The following is an 18,664-nucleotide window of genomic DNA, read 5'->3' as shown; positions in this document are numbered from 1 at the left end:
GTAAAACGGTGTCCTGACTATTTCGGATGAAATAATCGAGTAAAAACATGTCCCTGGCACATCCGCCAACCGGCATAGTGTGTGTTCAATTGTCGCACAAAAACGGTTGCATCGTATTGATAAAGGATAGTTCAGGGGACAAAAGACGTGAAAAGGCTGCGAATAGTTCGCAGCCTTGAGGTCAGTTTTTACCTGAGCGTATACGTGATCTGTTTGTTTTTTTTAATCAGAAATTATACTTCACCTGAATCATGCCTTCCTGAGATTGATACCCCTGCTGCCAACTGCCGGTGTAACTGAGCGTTGTGTGCAGGTTCGGGCTGAGTTTGACGTCGACGCCCATGGAATACTCGGCAATATCACGGCCTAACGTGTTGCCTGCGACTGAGAATGCGGTCCCGTCATTGCTGTAAACCGTACTGTCATTATCATCCATCATTTCCCGGCGATAGGTCAGGTTCAGGTTTGGCGTCACTTCTTTGCCCGCAATACTGAATGTGTTGTAAATACTGATACCCAGATTCGGCTGCACGCTTTGATAGTTATCTGAACCACCGCGAACTTTCATTTTGCCAATGACCGACCTGAATATTTCCTGGTTAGCCGACATGCTTTCGTCAAAGCCTGAGTAATGGACATTCAGGGCGTTGACGCCTACCTGCGGAACAATTTTTGTGTCTCCCACAGCCAGCGGCCAGCTGATGCTGAGCGCCGTCGAAACTGCTTCGGCAGAAAGGGAACTTTTCCCTTCACCCAGCGAAATCCCACTGCTGGCGACCTGACGAGTGGTGTCCGTAGGTGAGTGTGTATATCCCAGTGAGCCACTCAATACGAAAGCGTTAAACCTCTCTGATGCAAAGACATTGACGGCATAACGGTTTGAGGAAGATGAAGCACCTTCCATTGAGAGATCAAAATCTGAATAATCGACGGAAAGGCCAACGCGGCTATCCTGACTTTCAACATAACCACCGGTAGAAATACCATCAATGTCTGCGTTCAGACCGGAACTGCCCGAACCTTTGCTGGTGTGCGGAGTGATCCAGATTGCATCGTCGCTGAAGCATTCACCTGAAATAGTGCAGGCAGATTTAACGATTGGATTTAATGCCCAGTCCACCTGTTGCAAACTGCGGGTTGTCGGTTTCTGCAAACCAATAGCCATCATTTGCGGATCGTATGCGTGAATATTATCCGGGCGCACAACAAACCTTGGCTGCGGATCGACCGGAGTCACCGGATCAACCGGAACGACAGGGTCAACCGGAACGACAGGGTCAACCGGAACGACAGGGTCAACCGGAACGACAGGGTCAACCGGAACGACAGGATCAACCGGAATGACAGGGTCAACCGGATTCACAGGGTCGACCGGGTTTACAGGGTCAACCGGGTTCACAGGGTCGACCGGGTTCACAGGGTCGACCGGGTTCACAGGGTCAACCGGGTCAACCGGATTCACAGGGTCGACCGGGTTTACAGGGTCGACCGGATTCACAGGGTCGACTGGGTCAATCGGTTTCACCAACGTTGTCAGGGTCACGCTGTTGGCTGCATAACTCAGAGACTGGCTCATGCTGTCATTGCCCATCTGAAGGTTATCGTCAAAACTTCCAGTGACGCCGCCTATCGCAATGAGAACGTTATAAGCCTGCTCAGTATAAGTGCCTGGCGCGAAGAGTGTTTGTATATGTCCGGCTAACTCTGCAGCTCCAGTGATCATCAGCCTTGAGGCACCCAGCAGAGGATCAATGTCGATGAACAACGTAGCATCCGGGCTTTGGCTGTATTTGCCTTTAATGCTAAATGTTTTTCCTGCGCCTGCCGGGCGGACATAGCCGTTATTGTAGACATTTCCGCCGACCGTGCCGTAGCCCTGCAATGTACCGAAAGGATCAACATTGATATTTCCGGCTAATTGCGCGTTGGTATGCATCGCATCACCCACCATCAGTGTGCCTTCCTGAATCACTGTTTCCTGATTAAACGTATTCACTGCGTTGAGCACTGTGCTCCCCGAGCCTTGTTTAACAATGCTCCCGGCTGTGCCACTAATGATATTGTTCAGAGTCAGATCTTCATCGCTGTCGAACGCCAGACTGCCGCCGGTTATTTTAATTTTCCCGCCAGTGACGGATTGTGCTGTGCTAAGGGCTAATTTCCCCTCTCTGATTTCAAGCTCATTAATATAACCCTTGTTATTCCCGCTCAGGGTAAGGCTTCCGGTTCCTTGCTTAACCGCTTTCCCGCTGCCTGCGGAGGTGATACTTGCTCCAATTTTTGTGTCCTGTTCTGGTGCAAAATAAGCAATGCCTTTATTTTGCACTAGCAACTCGCCAGTAAAATCGGACATATCGCCATAAAAACTGACACCCTGATTGCCGGAAATATTAAGTGTTCCGTTGCCGGTAAGGGCGCCATAAAGGCCGAGAACCTTTCCGAATGAGTAATTATTACCCACTAATGTTCCGCTGCCCGTAACATTAATATCACTACGAAGTTTGGCCCCTGCACCGCCCCCATTGCCGTTAGTGCCTGATGCAATGGTACCGCCATCAAGTTCCAACGTTTTTGCTGACCCGGCGGTTTGATCTATGTCCCGCAACTCGAGTGTTGTTCCGTTTCCAACGATGAATGAGCCCGTGCTGTTGCTTAACAAGCCGTTGTTACCGGTCCATTCCACTTTGCTTTGATTGAAAGTAATATCTCCGTTATCAAAGGGTGAAGCGTCTAACTTGGTGGAAATGTTATCAACAGTCAGGTGATGTCCATTTAGCTGATAAGAGCCAATGGTTGCTTTATCGGATGTGCTATAGAACGTCATCAGGCTGTCATTTTTAAGGTTCACTCCCCCAATGCTGACAGCGCCGGAACGGGTATTCAGTAAACTGCCCGAATCCAGTGTTATTATATTCTCAAGGCTATAACCTGAAAGATCGAGTTGCGCATCTTTAGCAACGGTCACGTTATTAGTGCCCTGGCCAAATCCAAGACTGTTATTGAGAACGGTTTTTCCGGATGTTAATAAAGTATCCCCACTGAAGGTATTTGCACCTGTCAGAAATAAAGTGCCGAGCCCCATTTTATTCAGATGGATATTTGCCCCGGAGATAATACTGTTAAGTGTAATGTCGGCATTAACCAGCAAATTAAGTATTGAATCTTTATTATCTTGCGTTGAAATTATTTTGGAGAGTTGACTGCTTTTTTCAATATCCAGAGATGCGGTATGGCCGTTAAGATCGAGAATACTGCCATCTTCTAATATTAAGCGCGCCTTGTTGCCAATTGCCTCATCAACGCCAAGCTTCAGGGTTTCGTCACTTTTCGTTGAAGATGCATTACTGGCATTGTAACCCCGCAAGGTCACCAGACTTTGCAGATCATTTGCCTGGTTCAGGGTAATGACACCGCCCTGATTGTCCTGCGCATCAATCGTGAGATTTTCATTTTTATCCAGAGTACTGTTTATCAGCACATCACCCGACCCCGAGAAGTAATAGCCGGTTTGCGTGGCAGTGAGTGGCTGGTCGAGCGTCAGCGTTTCGCCGGCCAGTGCTCCTAACGCTAATTGCTTGAAATCACTGAGGTCGAAATCAAATTTTTTCGCCTGATCGATGTTGATCATTCCGGCAGAATCACGGGTGATATTTGATAAGAATTTTGAGCTGGCTGCGGCACCGTAACTCACACTCAGAGTGCCATCTCCGAGAGAATCGTCAAAGTCTCCGGTGAGGGTAATTCCTTGCCGTAACTCAATGTTTCCTAGCCAGTTGTCGTTGTGACTTTCTATACGAACGATGCCGTGGCTTTCCCCATTTCCCAGATACAACGCGTCGCCTAACGAGAGGCTGCCTTTGATACCGACTGTGCCATCACCGCCCCCCAGATAGAATTCATCGGAGCTTGTCGTCAGTTTCTGCCCGAAAGTGCCGAGCGATAAATAATTACTGCTGCCGATATACAGTTCATCCGTCAGACTCTTAATATCAGCGGAAGAGGTTATAGCGCCATTGAGCGCAAGCACGCCCCGGGATGTGTCAGATATTGTATCCAGAATACTGGCGATGCTGCCGGCGTTGTCACCCACATCCAGAACACCTGTTTTCTCTATCGTCCAGCCGTCATGCTGTGAGCCCAGACCGGCGAGCGTGCTTACGATCACCCGGCCATCTGAAATCAGGCTGTTTCCGGTGAGCATATTGATACCGGTGATGAAAAGGGTGCCTGCACCTTCTTTGATGATGCGGCCTTTACCGGTTAAATCGGCATTGATTTGCACCCTGAACTTGTCGTCAGGTGTGACCCGGAGAGTAGAATTTTTTGTTGTTAAGTTAACACTACCGTCCAGATAAGCCCCTTCAAGAACACCCTGAGCATCACTGCTTGTCTCACCGCGGGAATCGACGACCAGGGTCGATGTATCATCAAGAACGAAATGTCCACGCGCTGTTGCATTGCGCCCGACGGTAAAACTGGCATCAGTCAGGTTGACCAGGCTGTCGCCCAAATCAAAAGTGGCTTTTTCATACTGAGTCGGGTCGATATATCCGCCGGCATGCAGGGTCAGAGCGCCCTGAACCGCCAGTTTACCGGACGTAATATCCATTCCGCCGCGGGTATTTATATACCCTTTCAAAGTCCAGGATGAATCTTTGGTCGTCGGGGCATATACAAGATGTAGCAACCCGTCCTGAAGTGAGCCACCGTCGATAAAATTGCCCAGGTAGGTTTTAGGTCCGTTGCCGGTAAAGGTGAAAGTGGACTGCGCACCTGATTTTGTGGCAGCAATCGTCGCGCCGTTATCCATGTGGATAATGTCGTCCCAGCTAAGCGACTGGCCGTAGAGGTCAAGGATGCCGCCTCGGGTGCCGAAGCCGACCTGGGTTCCGTCGAGCTGACCGGCGGCACCGAGCCGGACCGTACCGCGACCACTGCTGATATGTAATGTTTTCAGCGCTGATCCGCCGGCGCGTTGTAAAATAGTCAGCCCTTCACCGATGTTTAATCCCGCCTGATTATTTCCGTTACCGGCGATGATGAGCGTGCCTTCACCGAGTTTTCGCCAGATATCACCCACGCCACCGGTAAGTAAACTGGTGACAACAGCGCCTGCATTGATGATATAACCGGCACTGTTGAGGCGGCGACTGCTGTCGCCGCCGTCAGAAAGAATATAATCCGAATTAAAGGTGATGGAACCTGCCCCCAAATTCAAATTACCTGAATTGAGCCGGAGGGTACCCCCCGCGCCCCCGAGGATCAGGTTTTTATTATTTTCAAAATCCGCATCAGCCAGAGTGGCTGAATCGATATCCGTACGTATCCCGTGATAATTAATGTATTTGCCATTGAGTATGAAATGACCTTCTCCGGTATACATATCCTGATAACCGACATCAATAATGTCATCGCTATTTAGCGTATTAATAGCCGGATCGTTAAAACTTTCTATAGTGGCGAGTGTCCAGTCCGGGGCTGCCTTTCCGATGTTTGTCAGAGTGTCATATTGTTGTACTCCGCTATGCGCCGAATGTATGCCAAGAAATTTCCAGCTTTTTGATGTCGAATCCCAGCCCCAGATCCCACTACCGCTATCCCCGGACATTGCGCCAACATCTAATGCCGTTTTTTGCTGTTCAGTTAATTTATAAGTGAAAGTGTAAACATCGCCGTTCTTGCTGACGGTGTTAATAATATTTGTTCCGCCAGCCTCAGGGCCATAATCAAGAGTTTCGGAGCCACCGCCTGCAAAAGCAATGGTCAGATAACCGCCACCGACGCGGGCAATAGCCAGGCCTTTTTTCAGTTGGGACATATCGGTAAACAATTCAGAAGGTGCGGCATCCGTCACCAGCGTTCGTAACCGAGTCAGCTTATAATCATCGCCCGCGCTGATATCGTATGCGCGTTCAGTGACTTCATTCATTAATGTATAACTTGAAGCATTTTCAGCACCACTGAACAAGGTTGCATCAAGTTGCTGAAAACGTTTGGCAAAGGTGAGGTTATCTGTGTAACTAACATGCGCTGCGGAAGGCGCAATCTGAGAGGTAATTAAGGTTGAGAATCCGCCGTCTGAGCTAGAGCTAAAATCAGGAATGACATTGAGTATTCCACTCTCAGAACCGTCTATATGGTAGACGGGAACGTTCAACGCTCCCGGAGAAAATACTCCACGGTTCTCTGCATAGTCACGGTAAACCTGCACGCTTATATCATCACGCATTAATGCTGCGGATGCGCAATTCATCTGCCCCATCAATATTATTGAGGAAATAAATCCTTTTCTCAATTTCATATAATAAACTCCATGTTTATGAAATATTTCAAATGGCTTTCTGTAATAATTTTTTAAATTTTTCTATTGTGTTGATTTAATTGGTTTATGTGTGGGTGCGAAGGGAGTCCGGAGAGCGTTAGTAATATTGCCCGCGCGAAGAATATCATTATTATTAAAGTGTGTATCCTGCTATCTCAATCTGTTAATTAATTTGTATGGGTAATATTTAAATATTAATTCATTTGTTTTTATTATGAAGCGTATCGCTAATTGCTCATGGGTATAAATAGAAGCAATAATTCTGAATGTGATATTGTTTCTCTGCAGGCGGGGTGGCAAAAAAAAAGCCGGCACTGAGCCGGCGTGTCAGGCATCGATTGAATTATTAGTAAAGCAGAGAATATAACTGGCGGCGATATTTGGCAGCCAGTGCATCGCCGGTACCGAGTGCTGCCATGATATCCATCAGCGTTTTACGCGCCGCACCGTTCGCCGCACCTAAATCTTTTTTCAGCGGCGCCATCAGCAGTTCCAGCGCTTCTTCGTTACGCCCGACCTGATGCAATTGCAGGCTGAGTTTAACAATGAGTTCGGCGTTCTCGGGATCTTGCTGTAATTCCTGTTGCAGCAGCTGAATTTCCGGCGTATCAGCCGCCTGTTTCAGCAATTCGATTTGCGCAATCAGCCCCTGATAACGGGAGTCTTTATCCTGCAACGGGATGGTTGCCAGCACGGCTTCGGCATCGTCGGAACGGTTGAGCTGAATTTGCACTTCCGCCAGCAGCATCCCGATATCACTGCGATAATTGCTCAGTTGCCATGCGTCTTTCAGTAATGGCAGCGCGCCTGCAGCGTCGTCCTGTTGCATTAACTCCTGCGCCTGAGCCAGTTTCAGCTCTTCTTCTTTCGGCAGCACTTTTTGCAGTAATTCGCGGATCACTTCTTCCGGCTGCGGTCCCTGGAAACCATCGACAGGCTGACCGTCTTTAAACAGGTAAACCGCAGGGATCGAACGCAGACCAAACTGCTGGGCAATCATCTGCTCGGTATCGCAGTCCACTTTCGCCAGAACCAGCTGACCGGCATATTCCGCAGCCAGTTTGTCGAGAACCGGCCCCAGTTGCAGGCAGTGCTGGCTGCGCTCAGACCAGAAATAGAACATGACCGGCACAGACATGGATTGTTCCAGCGTCTGGTGCAGGTTGGTTTCGTTGATATCGATAATTGTAGGAAGCATGAATTCTGTCTCTCTGACTAAGGCGTTAAAAGCATTAAAAAGGAAATGGGGGCGACTCGTGCCGCTTCAACCCCTTATCGCTTTTACTTAGCTGTTTCCGCGTAATATTTTGTCCAGCAAACGGGATGGCAGCAGGCGCTTAAGCACTGCCAGCGTATGGGCGACCAGCGTGACCGGATAACGAAAACGCGCGCGCGGGTTTTCTAAAGCATGGTGCAGTTTGGGTAAAACTGCCTCCGGTTTGAGCGTAAAACGACGGGCAATACCCGGATTTTCTACCGGCTGGCCGGCCTGCGACTGATTGACGTTGGCGGTGAAGTTGCTGCTCAGCGGGCCGGGCTCAATCAGGCTGACCTGAATCCCGGTGCCGTGCAGCTCCATACGCAGGGTGTCGGACCAGGCTTCCAGCGCAAATTTACTGGCGGCATAAACGCCACGACGCGGCGTGGTAACCAGCCCCATCACCGAACTGGTCTGGATAATGCGGCCTTCGCCGTGCGGTAACATGGCGGGCAGTAAAAGCTGAGTCAGCTGATGCGTGCCGAAAAGGTTGGTGGAAAATTGCTGCTCGAACTGTTCACGGCTGATGGTGCTGAGCGGGCCGTAAACGCCATAACCGGCATTGTTAAACAGGCCGTACAGGCGGTTTCCCGTCAGCGCAATCACCTCGGCGGCGGCGAGTTCGACACTCTGTTTGTCGTCCAGATCTAACTGAATAGTTTCAAAACCCATTTGTTGCAGCGTATCGATATCTTGCGTTTTACGACATGCCGCCAGCACCCGATAGCCGCGTGCGCGTAAATCCTGCGCAGCGACTAACCCGATACCACTGGAACAACCGGTGATTAATACAGCTTTTTGCATAACTTTACCTGTGGGATGTCCCTATTTTTTATGACTGTGATTTACTAGGGAGTCGGATGAAAAGGTAACGTCTTGGTTTTACTCACGTCCCGGTATTATTTTATTCGTCGTATCTTAAACTTAATGCGTCACCAGCGGTGTGAGTTTTTCAGACATCCAGTCGGCAATAAACGACTGCGCTGCCAGTGCCGGATGTAATCCGTCATCCTGCATCCATTCAGGTTTTACGGCGACCTGTTCCATAAAGAACGGCACCAGCGGGATACTTTCCTGCTTCGCCAGCGCCGGATAAATGGCGTAGAACGCATCACCGTAGCGGCGGCCATAATTAGGCGGCAGACGGATTTGCATCAGCAGCGGCTGGGCATTGGCCTGTTTGACCTGACTGATAATCTGCGTCAGCGTTTGCGAAATAGTCTGCGGCGCAAATCCGCGCAACCCGTCGTTGGCGCCCAGTTCAATCAACACCCAGCGCGGATGGTGTTGTTGCAGTAAGGTTTGCAAACGCGCCAGACCTTGTTCAGCGGTATCGCCGCTGATGCTGGCGTTAATGATGGTGGGCTTTCCACCTTCTTTTTGCCATTTGTTATTCAGTAATGTCGGCCAGGATTCGGCTACCGGAAGGCGATAGACTGCACTCAAACTGTCGCCAATAATCAGCAGGTTATCAGCAGCAACGGCGCGAAAACTCAATAATCCTAACAACATAAGGAAGGGGAGATGCCAGCGGAAAATGTTCTTGAGGTTCATCATCTAAGTAAGCACGTCGGTCAGGGTGAAGGTCAGCTCACCATCCTGTCCGGTGTGGAGCTGGTTGTCAAACCTGCCCAGACAATTGCCCTGATTGGCGAATCCGGTTCCGGTAAATCTACTTTGCTTGGCATTCTTGCCGGGCTGGATGACGGCACCAGCGGCGACGTGAAGTTGCTGGGCAAATCGCTCGGCGAACTCAACGAAGAAGGGCGCGCGGCACTGCGGGCAAAAAATGTCGGCTTCGTGTTCCAGTCTTTCATGCTGGTGCCGACGCTCAACGCGCTGGAAAACGTGCAGCTTCCTGCGTTGTTACGCGGGGAAAGCGACGCCAGCAGCCGTCAGCAGGCGGTGCAGTTGCTGGAAAGCCTCGGGCTGGGCGGGCGTCTGCATCATCTTCCGGCGCAGCTTTCCGGTGGCGAACAGCAGCGTGTGGCACTGGCGCGGGCGTTTATTGGCAAACCAAAATTACTTTTCGCCGATGAGCCGACCGGCAATCTGGATCGCGCCACCGGTGAGCGTATTGTCGACCTGCTGTTCTCCCTGAACCGCGATGCAGCGACAACGCTGATCCTGGTCACGCATGATGAGCAGTTGGCCGCGCGTTGCCAGCGGCGGTTACGTCTGCGCGACGGGAAATTGTGGGAGGAAGCATGATCTGGCGCTGGTTCTGGCGGGAATGGCGTTCGCCATCGCTGCTGATCGTCTGGCTGGCGCTGACGCTGGCGGTTGCCTGTGTGCTGGCGCTCGGCAGTATCAGTGACCGCATGGACAAAGGGCTGAGTCAGCAAAGCCGCGAGTTTATCGCCGGTGACCGCGTGCTGCGTTCCGCTCATCCGATTACCGAGGCTTGGTTGCAGGATGCGCAGTCGCAGGGACTGAAAGTCAGCCGTCAGCTCACTTTCATGACCATGACGTTTGCCGGGGAAACGCCGCAGCTGGTGGCCGTCAAAGCCACTGATCTGGCGTATCCGCTGTATGGCGCGCTGCAAACCGAACCGGCGGGGCTGAAACCTCAGCCGGGAACGGTGCTGGTCGCGCCGCGTTTGCTGGCGCTGCTGAACGTGAAAGTCGGCGACAATCTGGATGTCGGCGACACCACGCTGAAAATTGCCGGTGTGATTGTTCAGGAGCCGGATTCGGGCTTTAACCCGTTCCAGACCGCGCCCCGCGTGATCATGAACCTGGATGATGTGCCGAAACCCGGTGCCATTCAACCGGGCAGTCGTCTGACCTACCGTTATATGTTTGCCGGTTCGCCGCAGGCCATTCAGACCTATGGTGAGGCAATTAAAGGCCTGCTCAAGCCCGATCAGCGCTGGAGCGGAATGGAAGATTCCGAAGGTGCGCTGGGTAAATCGTTGCAGCGTTCCCAGCAGTTCCTCACGCTGTCTGCGCTGCTGACGCTGATGCTGTCCATTGCCGCCATTGCCGTCTCGATGGGGCATTATTGCCGCAGCCGTTACGATCTGGTTGCCGTGCTGAAAACATTGGGTGCCGGGAAAAAGGCGCTGCAAAAACTGATCATCGGTCAGTGGCTGGCAGTGATGGTGCTGGCGGGAATTTGCGGCAGCGTAGTGGGTCTGGCGTTTGAAGCGATTCTGATGAAGGTGCTGGCACCGGTTCTGCCTGCCGCTTTGCCGCCTGCCGGTGGCTGGCCGTGGGTATGGTCGATGGGCGCGATGGTGGTGATCTCCCTGCTGATTGGTATCCGTCCGTATCGTCAGTTGCTGGCGACCCAGCCGCTGCGGGTTCTGCGTCATGACGTGGTCGCTAATGTCTGGCCGCTGCGTTATTTCCTGCCGGTGATGGTGCTGGTAGTCGTCGGACTGCTGGCGGCGCTGATGGGCGGCAGTTCGCTGCTCTGGTCGCTGCTGGCGGGTGTGCTGGTGCTTTCACTGCTGCTCGGCGTAATTGGCTGGGGCGCGCTGTTGTTGTTACGCAAACTCACGCTACGCCAGTTGCCGTTGCGCCTCGCTGTTAACCGTCTGCTGCGCCAGCCGTGGGTGACGCTCAGCCAGCTGGCGGCGTTCTCGATGTCGTTTATGTTGCTGGCACTGCTGCTGGTGCTTCGCGGAGATTTGCTGAACCGCTGGGAGCAACAGTTGCCGCCGGACAGCCCGAATTACTTCCTGCTCAATATCACTAAAGAGCAAATTGCGCAGGTGACGGATTTCCTGCATCAGCATAAAGCGGAGCCGGAAACCTTCTATCCGATTGTACGGGTTCGCCTGACGAAGATTAACGATAAGGTCGCCACAGACATCATCAAGCCGGATGATGCGGGCGGGGAAGCGGTGAATCGTGAGCTGAACCTGACCTGGATGGAAGGGCTGCCGGATCATAATCCGCTGGTCGCAGGCAACGGGCCACCGAAAGCCGGAGAGGTATCGATTGATGAAGGGCTGGCAGGACGTCTGGGGCTGAAAATCGGCGATGCCGTCACGTTCAGCGGCGATACGCAGGAATTCAGCGCGAAAATTACCAGCTTGCGTAAAGTGGACTGGGACAGCCTGAAACCCAATTTCTACTTTATCTTCCCGCCGGGTGCGCTGGATGCACAGCCGCAAAGCTGGCTGACCAGTTTCCGCTATCACGGCGATGTCAGCACGATTACGCAGCTCAACCGGCAGTTCCCGACGCTGAGTTTACTGGATATTGGTTCGATCCTGCGTCAGGTCGGACAGGTATTACAGCAGGTGAGCAGGGCGCTGGAAGTGATGGTTCTGCTGGTTATGCTGTGCGGCGGATTGCTGCTGCTGGCGCAAATCCAGGTGGGTATGCGTCAGCGCCGTCAGGAGCTGATCGTTTACCGCACGTTGGGTGCCAGTAAAAAAATGCTGCACCGGACGCTGTGGTGCGAGTTTGCCGTGCTCGGTCTTGTCGCAGGCATCGCCGCTGCAATTGGCGCGGAGGCCGCATTATGGCTGCTGCAACGCAAAGTGTTCGATTTTCCGTGGGAACCGAATTACCTGATGTGGATTGCGGTGCCGGTGGTCAGCGCGGTGCTGCTGTCGGTCTGCGGTGGCTGGCTCGGTGTGCGGTTACTGCGGGGGCGGGCGCTGTTCAGGCAGTACGATAGTTAATGGTTTGCTCCTCCCCCTGCGAAGGGGGAGGCAGGGAGGGGGTTTTAATGGCTAACTGTTTGTCAAAGCACACTTTAACTATGAGATTTTGACCTTAATACCCCACCCCAACCCTCCCCTTCGCAGGGGAGGAGCTTGAAAATCAAAGCTTTTTAACCGCCCATTCAATACCGCTGGCGTATTCTGCCGGCAGCATCGGGATCAGTGCATTCAGGTTTTCTTTCAGCAGGCTGGCACTGGCGTCGTTGAGATTCAGGTGTCCGACTTTACGACCCGGACGCACTTCTTTCTCATACCAGTGCAGATTGACCAGCGGCAGGCTCAGCCACTGTTCTGACACATCGGTGCCAATCAGGTTCACCATCACTGAAGGCGTACTGACTACCGGTTTTGGCAGCGGCAGGCCGAGAATGGCGCGCAGGTGCATTTCAAACTGGCTGTAGGATGCGCCGTTTTGCGTCCAGTGTCCGCTGTTGTGAACACGCGGAGCCAGCTCGTTTATCAGCAAACCTTCGCTGACCACAAAACATTCCATCGCCATCACGCCGACATAATTCAGTTCGTTGAGGATGGCTGACAACATACTTTCCGCCTGCTGTTGCAGGGCGGCATCCGGTTGCGGCAGTGCCACGCTGGTGCGCAGAATGCCGTCCTGATGCAGATTGTGGGTCAGCGGATAAAACACGGTTTTCCCGTCATGTCCGCGCGCACCCACCAGCGAGACTTCGCCGGAAAAGTTGATACCCTGCTCAACGATGCACTCGCCATAGCAATCCTGCGGCAGCGTATTTTCTTCGCCGGAACGTAATCGCCACTGACCGCGGCCGTCGTAACCGCCGACGCGGCGTTTCACAATCGCCAGTTCGCCAATCTCTGAAAATACCTGCGGCCATTCTGCAGCATTAGCCAGCAGTTGCCATGGCGCAGTTGCCAGTCCGAGCTGGTCGAGCAGCTGTTTTTGCGTCAGGCGGTCGGCCAGACGCGGGAAGATTTCACGGTTAACAAACGCTTTGTGTGTCGCCAGTTCGCGGGTCAGCGCGGTTTGCGGCCAGCGTTCGATTTCAGCGGTGATGACGCTTTGCTGATACGGCACGGCTTCCGGTTCGGCATCAAGCCCGACGGGATAAACGGCGATGCCCAGCGGTTCACCGGCCTGGCGCAGCATTCTGCCTAACTGGCCGTTTCCGAGTACGCAAACCGGCTTCATGCTTCCTCCCGCGGATCGGGATTATTCAGTACTTCGTCAGTTTGCGCTGTGCGCCATGCAGCCAGATTTTTAGCAATCTCAGCATCGTGCAGCGCCAGAATTTGTGCGGCCAGTAAGGCGGCGTTGGCGGCACCGGCTTTACCAATCGCCAGCGTACCAACCGGAATACCGCGCGGCATTTGTACGATGGAATACAGGCTGTCGATGCCACTCAGGGCTGCACTTTGCACCGGAACACCGAGCACCGGCACCAGCGTTTTCGCCGCCAGCATGCCCGGAAGATGTGCCGCGCCGCCTGCGCCTGCGATGATCACATCAAAACCATTGGCCGACGCCTGCTCAGCGAAAGTGAACAATTTGTCCGGCGTACGGTGAGCGGAGACGATATCGACATGGAAAGGAATATTCAGCGTTGTGAGGACTTCGGCGGCGAACTGCATGGTCGCCCAGTCACTTTTAGACCCCATAACGATGGCGATTTTTGCCGGGGTAACGTTGGATGACATGTCTGTAAAGCTCCTGTGGTTCGGAAATAGAAACTGCGAGGGCGCAAATGATAGCATGCTCCGCGAGGGAGGAAAACGGTTGCGTCGCCGGAAAACGGCGCATTTTTGATGAGAAGTTTGCCGCAGATTTGTATAATCCGAGCCAATATATTAATAACAAATTTGATTGGAAAATGATTTATGACGCAGGCTTTACTGGCACCGACTTATGATTTTCTTCACTGTGAAACGCCCGCTCTTTGGGTGGATGTGGCGCTGGAAAATCAGACGGTCATGCTGATTGACCACGCGAACTGTGAAAAGAAAGCGGCGGCGACGGCGATGAGCCTGATGACGAAATATCTGGATCGGACCGAGCTGCTGTTTTGTGCGGCGCGTCTGGCTCGCGAAGAGCTTCACCACTTTGAGCAGGTGGTGGAAATCATGCAAAAACGCAATATCACTTATACCCAGCTTTCACCGTCGCGCTACGCCAGCGGTATGATCAAGCATACCCGTCATCACGACGATCTGAATATTCTGGTCGACCGGCTGATTATCGGGGCGTATATCGAAGCACGTTCGTGCGAGCGTTTTGCCAAGATTGCACCGCATCTTGATGAAACCTTGTCGCGCTTTTACACCTCGCTGCTGCGCTCGGAATCACGGCATTTTGCCGATTATCTGGCGCTGGCCGAACAGTATGCCGGAACGGACATCAGTGAGCGGGTAGAGGAGTTTGGCAGAATCGAAGCGGAACTGATTTTAACGCCGGATGAGCAGTTCCGCTTCCACAGCGGTGTACCCGTTACCCTTCATACTTCGAGCTGCTGATGCGTTGACTGCGCTCATTCACCCCGGTCACTTAGTCAGCTATGCTCCCAGGGATTCATGAGCTTGTCGCCTTCCAGAAACTCAAATTATTTCGGGTAATTTTGAGATGGCTTAAAACGGGAAGCTGATCAGTTCGACGTCATCGGCGGTGACTTTCACCATCGAGCCTTCTTCGTGCCATGCGCCGAGTACCACGCGGTGGCCGGTTTTGTTCTCCAGCGGCACATCGTGGATCGCCGGGCGATGGGTGTGACCGTGGATCATCCACTCGACGCCTGCCGCCTGCATTTCGCTGACCACCGCCTGCGGGTTCACATCCATGATTTCCAGTGATTTTCCCTGATTAGACGCCTTGCTGTTGGCGCGCATTCTGGCGGCAATGCCCAGTCGCCATTTCAGCGGCAGTATCAGGAACAGTTTCTGGATAAACGGATTGTGGACTTTTTTGCGGAAGTTTTGATAAGCAACATCGTCGGTACACAGCGTGTCACCGTGCAGGATCAACACGCGGCGGCCATACAGCTCCAGTACTTTTTTCTCCGGCAGCAGCGTCATCAGGCTGTCGCGGGCAAAACGTCTGCCGAGCAAAAAATCGCGGTTGCCGTGAATGAAAAAGCAAGGAACGCCTTGCTGATGCAAATGATTCAGCGCGGCGGAGATTTCGGTGTGAAGCGGTTGCGGGTCATCGTCGCCAATCCAGGCTTCGAACAGGTCGCCGAGAATGTACAGGGCATCGGCCTGCGGCGCATCTTCACGCAAAAAACGCAGAAAACCGGCAGTGATTGCCGGTTCCTGTGCGCAAAGATGAATATCTGCGATAAAAAACGTGGTCATCCCGACGTTGATTATTCGCTGACTGTAACGCTTTTGATCACAACATCTTCTTTTGGAACGTCCTGGTGCATACCGCTGCGGCCAGTTTTGACGGCTTTGATTGCGTCAACCACGTCCTGACCTTCAACCACTTCTGCGAATACGCAGTAACCCCAACCTTGCGCATTTTTGCCGCTGTGGTTCAGGAAATCGTTGTCAGTGACGTTGATGAAGAACTGTGCAGTAGCAGAGTGTGGATCGTTGGTACGCGCCATCGCCAGCGTGCCTTTGGTGTTTTTCAGGCCGTTGTCTGCTTCGTTTTGGATCTGTGCATCGGTGTTTTTCTGGTTCATGCCTGGCTCGAAACCGCCGCCCTGAATCATGAAGCCGTTAATAACACGGTGGAAAATTGTATTATCGTAGAAACCTTTACGGCAATAGTTCAGGAAGTTTTCAACCGTGGCTGGCGCTTTGTCAGCGAAAGTTTTAATGACAATGTCGCCGTGGTTGGTGTGGAAAGTGACCATATTTATCATCCTGCTAATGTTGGTGTGTGCTCTGTGTCAGAGCGGCTACTATAGCCTTTACTTATACCATAACTCAAAAGTTGCCGTCAGCAGCGCGTTTGTGACCACTAAAGCCCGTCCGGCGGCCTTATGCCGTTTCGGTGAAATCATTTTCGTTATATTATGGCCGTGAGTGTCGCTTAAATGCGCCAACGTCATTTTCTACGCCCAACACACGGAATAGCCTGATGCTGAAGATTTTTAATACCCTGAGTCGCCAAAAAGAGGAATTCAAGCCAATTCATGCCGGTAAAGTCGGGATGTACGTGTGTGGGATCACTGTTTACGACCTGTGTCATATCGGCCACGGTCGCACCTTTGTGTCTTTCGACGTGGTATCGCGTTACCTGCGTTACGTCGGTTATGACCTGAAGTATGTGCGTAACATCACCGATATCGACGATAAAATCATTAAACGTGCCGCTGAAAATGGCGAAACCTTCATGGCATTAACCGATCGAATGATCGCAGAAATGCATGCGGATTTTGCTGCACTGAACATCCTGCCGCCGGATTCTGAGCCGCGCGCGACCGGGCATATTCATGAAATCATCGATATCGTGCAGAAGCTGATTGACCGCGACCACGCGTATGTCGCCTCAAACGGCGATGTGATGTTCTGGGTGGAAAGTGATGCGGATTACGGCGTGTTGTCCCGTCAGGATCTGGATCAGTTGCAGGCAGGGGCACGCGTCGAAGTCGAAGCTAACGTGAAACGTAATCCGATGGACTTCGTGCTGTGGAAAATGTCCAAGCCGGGCGAACCGAGCTGGACCTCGCCGTGGGGCGAAGGCCGTCCCGGCTGGCATATTGAATGTTCGGCGATGAACTGCAAACAGCTCGGCGCACATTTCGACATTCACGGTGGCGGTTCTGACCTGATGTTCCCGCACCACGAAAACGAAATTGCTCAGTCCACCTGCGCCCATGACGGTCCGTATGTGAACACCTGGATGCACTCCGGCATGGTGATGATCGACCGCGAAAAGATGTCCAAATCACTGGATAACTTCTTTACCGTGCGCGATGTGCTGAAATATTACGATGCGGAAAGCGTGCGTTACTTCCTGATGTCTGGCCATTACCGCAGCCAGCTGAACTACAGCGAAGATAATCTTAAGCTGGCGCGTACCTCGATGGAACGTCTGTATACCGCGCTGCGCGGTACTGATGCCAGTGCAACGCCAGCCGGTGGTGAAGCGTTCGTGGCACGTTTTTGTGCCGCAATGGACGACGATTTCAACACGCCGGAAGCCTATTCCGTGCTGTTCGATATGGCGCGCGACATCAACCGCCTGAAAGCGGAAGACTTATCTGCCGCGAACGGACTGGCAGCGGAACTGCGTCAGCTGGCGGGCGTGCTGGGCCTGCTGGCGCAGGATCCGGAGCAGTTCCTGAAATCCGGTGCGCAGGCAGATAACGACGATGAAGTGGCCGAAATCGAAGCGCTGATCAAACAGCGTAACGATGCCCGTGCCAGCAAGGACTGGGGCATGGCGGACAAGGCGCGCGACCGTCTCAATGAAATGGGTATCGTCTTAGAAGACGGCGCAAACGGAACGACCTGGCGCCGTAAATAATCTCCTTTAAACTCCAGTTTTTTGGAGATGCGAAATCTAAAGCCTCCTTTTGGGAGGCTTTTTTATAAGGACCGTCCTGTGACTAAAATGCTTCTGACCTATCAGCCCCCGTATGACTGGCAGTGGATGACGGCTTTTCTCGGCGCGCGTGCGTTGCAGGGTGTGGAACAGCAGGACGGCGAGGATTATCAGCGGACGCTGGCGGTGATACATCACGGCGTGCGGCTGACCGGTTGGTTGCGGCTGCGGCCTCTTGAAGACGTTAACAGTGTCGAACTTGAGGTTTCACCCTCGCTGGTGCCGGTTGCGGATATTGTAGCCAGGCAGGTGCGGCGGTTACTGGATCTGGACGCGCAGCCACTGCTTATCGCTGAGGGTTTAGGCGTGCTGGCGGAAAACGCGGTGGGATTGCGTCTGCCGGGCTGTATCAATCGTTTTGAGCTGACGGTCAGGGCAATTCTCGGGCAGCTGGTAAGCGTAAAAATGGCGGCGACGTTGGCGACACGGCTGACCGAAAAATGGGGCGAACCTGTCACAACGCCTTTCCCGGCGCTGACGCATCTGTTCCCGTCTCCGGCATCGGTCGGTAAATTAACGGTGGACGATTTGCGCGGTATCGGTGTGCAGGCCAAACGCGCGGCGTGTCTGATAAATATCGCACTTGCTGTAGAAGAAGGGCGGTTACCGCTTGATGAAATCACCGATGTGCAGGATGGCGTCAGACAATTGCTGGCGATGCCGGGGATTGGCAACTGGACAGCCAGTTATGTGGCGATGCGGGCATGGTCCGCGCCGGATGTTTTCCTCGGCGGGGATTATCTGATTAAGCAGCGTTTTCCGGGCATGACACCGGGGAAAATCGCCCGCTATGCTGAAGTCTGGAAACCGTGGCGTACCTACGCCACGCTGCATTTATGGTTCAATAACGACTGGCAACCAGATACCCCTTAATCGCCCCC

General features: G+C 52.8%; 13 protein-coding genes. 5 read left to right on the top strand and 8 right to left on the bottom strand.

Features of this window, described 5'->3' with window-relative positions; all coding sequences use genetic code 11:
* Nucleotides 1–226: 226 nt before the first annotated feature.
* The 4 genes from D6C13_RS10575 to tesA form a co-directional block, all read right to left on the bottom strand.
* A complete protein-coding gene (locus D6C13_RS10575; protein WP_167458017.1) occupies nucleotides 227–6,229 on the bottom strand; it encodes a S6 family peptidase in 6,003 nt (2,000 codons plus the stop codon).
* Between the two features lie 439 nt (nucleotides 6,230–6,668).
* Nucleotides 6,669–7,520, bottom strand: coding sequence for a co-chaperone YbbN (locus D6C13_RS10570; RefSeq protein WP_120132709.1), 852 nt, complete (start codon nucleotides 7,518–7,520; stop codon nucleotides 6,669–6,671).
* An 87-nt stretch (nucleotides 7,521–7,607) separates the two neighbouring features.
* Nucleotides 7,608–8,384 carry an SDR family oxidoreductase gene (locus tag D6C13_RS10565; RefSeq protein ID WP_120132708.1) on the bottom strand — a complete coding sequence of 259 codons (777 nt, stop codon included), beginning with the start codon at nucleotides 8,382–8,384 and terminating at the stop codon, nucleotides 7,608–7,610.
* Between the two features lie 120 nt (nucleotides 8,385–8,504).
* Nucleotides 8,505–9,134, bottom strand: a complete 630-nt coding sequence (gene tesA / locus D6C13_RS10560) for a multifunctional acyl-CoA thioesterase I/protease I/lysophospholipase L1 (protein WP_244212674.1) — start codon at nucleotides 9,132–9,134, stop codon at nucleotides 8,505–8,507.
* Between tesA and ybbA the strand changes: the two genes are divergently transcribed.
* Both ybbA and ybbP read left to right on the top strand, forming a co-directional pair.
* Nucleotides 9,105–9,791 carry a putative ABC transporter ATP-binding protein YbbA gene (gene ybbA, locus D6C13_RS10555; RefSeq protein ID WP_120132706.1) on the top strand — a complete coding sequence of 229 codons (687 nt, stop codon included), beginning with the start codon at nucleotides 9,105–9,107 and terminating at the stop codon, nucleotides 9,789–9,791. The genes tesA and ybbA overlap by 30 nt on opposite strands.
* Nucleotides 9,788–12,220, top strand: coding sequence for a putative ABC transporter permease subunit YbbP (gene ybbP, locus D6C13_RS10550; RefSeq protein ID WP_120132705.1), 2,433 nt, complete (start codon nucleotides 9,788–9,790; stop codon nucleotides 12,218–12,220). Before ybbA ends, ybbP begins: the two co-directional genes overlap by 4 nt.
* A gap of 142 nt (nucleotides 12,221–12,362) precedes the next feature.
* Here the strand turns inward: ybbP and purK are convergent, their stop codons facing one another.
* Both purK and purE read right to left on the bottom strand, forming a co-directional pair.
* The gene (purK, locus tag D6C13_RS10545; protein WP_120132704.1) at nucleotides 12,363–13,427 is read right to left on the bottom strand and encodes a 5-(carboxyamino)imidazole ribonucleotide synthase; all 1,065 of its coding nucleotides are present in this window, start codon (nucleotides 13,425–13,427) and stop codon (nucleotides 12,363–12,365) included.
* Nucleotides 13,424–13,933: a 5-(carboxyamino)imidazole ribonucleotide mutase gene (purE, locus tag D6C13_RS10540; RefSeq protein ID WP_112287560.1), complete on the bottom strand. Its 510-nt coding sequence runs from the start codon at nucleotides 13,931–13,933 to the stop codon at nucleotides 13,424–13,426. The genes purK and purE overlap by 4 nt, the downstream gene beginning before the upstream one ends.
* A 180-nt stretch (nucleotides 13,934–14,113) precedes the next feature.
* On the opposite strand from purE, the gene D6C13_RS10535 reads away from it, so the two are divergent.
* Nucleotides 14,114–14,746 carry a MiaE family protein gene (locus D6C13_RS10535; RefSeq protein WP_120132703.1) on the top strand — a complete coding sequence of 211 codons (633 nt, stop codon included), beginning with the start codon at nucleotides 14,114–14,116 and terminating at the stop codon, nucleotides 14,744–14,746.
* A gap of 111 nt (nucleotides 14,747–14,857) precedes the next feature.
* Here D6C13_RS10535 and lpxH read toward each other — a convergent pair whose 3' ends face one another.
* Together lpxH and ppiB are read right to left on the bottom strand one after the other, a co-directional pair.
* A complete protein-coding gene (gene lpxH / locus D6C13_RS10530) occupies nucleotides 14,858–15,580 on the bottom strand; it encodes a UDP-2,3-diacylglucosamine diphosphatase (RefSeq protein WP_120132702.1) in 723 nt (240 codons plus the stop codon).
* 11 nt (nucleotides 15,581–15,591) lie between these two features.
* Nucleotides 15,592–16,086, bottom strand: coding sequence for a peptidylprolyl isomerase B (gene ppiB / locus D6C13_RS10525; RefSeq protein ID WP_120132701.1), 495 nt, complete (start codon nucleotides 16,084–16,086; stop codon nucleotides 15,592–15,594).
* A 227-nt stretch (nucleotides 16,087–16,313) separates the two neighbouring features.
* Here ppiB and cysS point away from each other — a divergent pair, with 227 nt between their 5' ends.
* Both cysS and alkA read left to right on the top strand, forming a co-directional pair.
* Nucleotides 16,314–17,705 (top strand): cysteine--tRNA ligase, encoded by a 1,392-nt coding sequence (gene cysS, locus D6C13_RS10520; RefSeq protein WP_120132700.1) that lies wholly within the window; start codon nucleotides 16,314–16,316, stop codon nucleotides 17,703–17,705.
* Nucleotides 17,706–17,792: 87 nt separating this feature from the next.
* Nucleotides 17,793–18,656, top strand: coding sequence for a DNA-3-methyladenine glycosylase 2 (gene alkA / locus D6C13_RS10515; protein WP_244212673.1), 864 nt, complete (start codon nucleotides 17,793–17,795; stop codon nucleotides 18,654–18,656).
* The last annotated feature ends 8 nt before the right edge of the window (nucleotides 18,657–18,664 follow it).

This window comes from Rahnella woolbedingensis (assembly GCF_003602095.1).
In the GTDB taxonomy this organism is placed as follows: domain Bacteria; phylum Pseudomonadota; class Gammaproteobacteria; order Enterobacterales; family Enterobacteriaceae; genus Rahnella; species Rahnella woolbedingensis.
This window is presented reverse-complemented; position numbering and strand designations above follow the sequence as displayed.

What these genes read in the sequence shown, in the direction of transcription:
- D6C13_RS10575 (WP_167458017.1), bottom strand. Translation starts at nt 6,229, where the DNA reads ATGCGTGATGATATAAGCGTGCAGGTTTACCGTGACTATGCAGAGAAC.
- D6C13_RS10570 (WP_120132709.1), bottom strand. Translation starts at nt 7,520, where the DNA reads ATGCTTCCTACAATTATCGATATCAACGAAACCAACCTGCACCAGACG.
- D6C13_RS10565 (WP_120132708.1), bottom strand. Translation starts at nt 8,384, where the DNA reads ATGCAAAAAGCTGTATTAATCACCGGTTGTTCCAGTGGTATCGGGTTA.
- ybbA (WP_120132706.1), top strand. Translation starts at nt 9,105, where the DNA reads ATGCCAGCGGAAAATGTTCTTGAGGTTCATCATCTAAGTAAGCACGTC.
- tesA (WP_244212674.1), bottom strand. Translation starts at nt 9,134, where the DNA reads ATGAACCTCAAGAACATTTTCCGCTGGCATCTCCCCTTCCTTATGTTG.
- ybbP (WP_120132705.1), top strand. Translation starts at nt 9,788, where the DNA reads ATGATCTGGCGCTGGTTCTGGCGGGAATGGCGTTCGCCATCGCTGCTG.
- purK (WP_120132704.1), bottom strand. Translation starts at nt 13,427, where the DNA reads ATGAAGCCGGTTTGCGTACTCGGAAACGGCCAGTTAGGCAGAATGCTG.
- purE (WP_112287560.1), bottom strand. Translation starts at nt 13,933, where the DNA reads ATGTCATCCAACGTTACCCCGGCAAAAATCGCCATCGTTATGGGGTCT.
- D6C13_RS10535 (WP_120132703.1), top strand. Translation starts at nt 14,114, where the DNA reads ATGACGCAGGCTTTACTGGCACCGACTTATGATTTTCTTCACTGTGAA.
- lpxH (WP_120132702.1), bottom strand. Translation starts at nt 15,580, where the DNA reads ATGACCACGTTTTTTATCGCAGATATTCATCTTTGCGCACAGGAACCG.
- ppiB (WP_120132701.1), bottom strand. Translation starts at nt 16,086, where the DNA reads ATGGTCACTTTCCACACCAACCACGGCGACATTGTCATTAAAACTTTC.
- cysS (WP_120132700.1), top strand. Translation starts at nt 16,314, where the DNA reads ATGCTGAAGATTTTTAATACCCTGAGTCGCCAAAAAGAGGAATTCAAG.
- alkA (WP_244212673.1), top strand. Translation starts at nt 17,793, where the DNA reads ATGCTTCTGACCTATCAGCCCCCGTATGACTGGCAGTGGATGACGGCT.